At 59.6% G+C, this 218-nt stretch carries 1 protein-coding gene; it reads left to right on the top strand.

The window, feature by feature from the left end:
- Positions 1-27 precede the first annotated feature (27 nt).
- Positions 28-218, top strand: a 191-nt coding sequence (locus ACN6NG_RS30105; RefSeq protein WP_474317587.1) for a hypothetical protein, incomplete at its 3' end; no start/stop codon positions are given.

Raw genomic sequence — 218 nt, 5'->3', positions numbered from 1 at the left:
TACGCCGCGCCGGCTCAAGGCGATGACGTGTTCAAAGACGAAGGCAAGATCACCGTCAGCATCAGCCAGGCGGAAGTGGTCGGCGAGCAGCTGGAAAACCTGCAGATCGGTAAAGCTGCTTCGGTCGCTGTGACCGATACGCAGAGCCTCGTAACCGCCGAGCTGTCGGTCAGCAGCGGAACCGTCACCGAAGGTGGCAAAATCACCTACACCGTGAA

This window comes from Pseudomonas sp. TSO6, from assembly GCF_056098905.1.
This window is presented reverse-complemented; position numbering and strand designations above follow the sequence as displayed.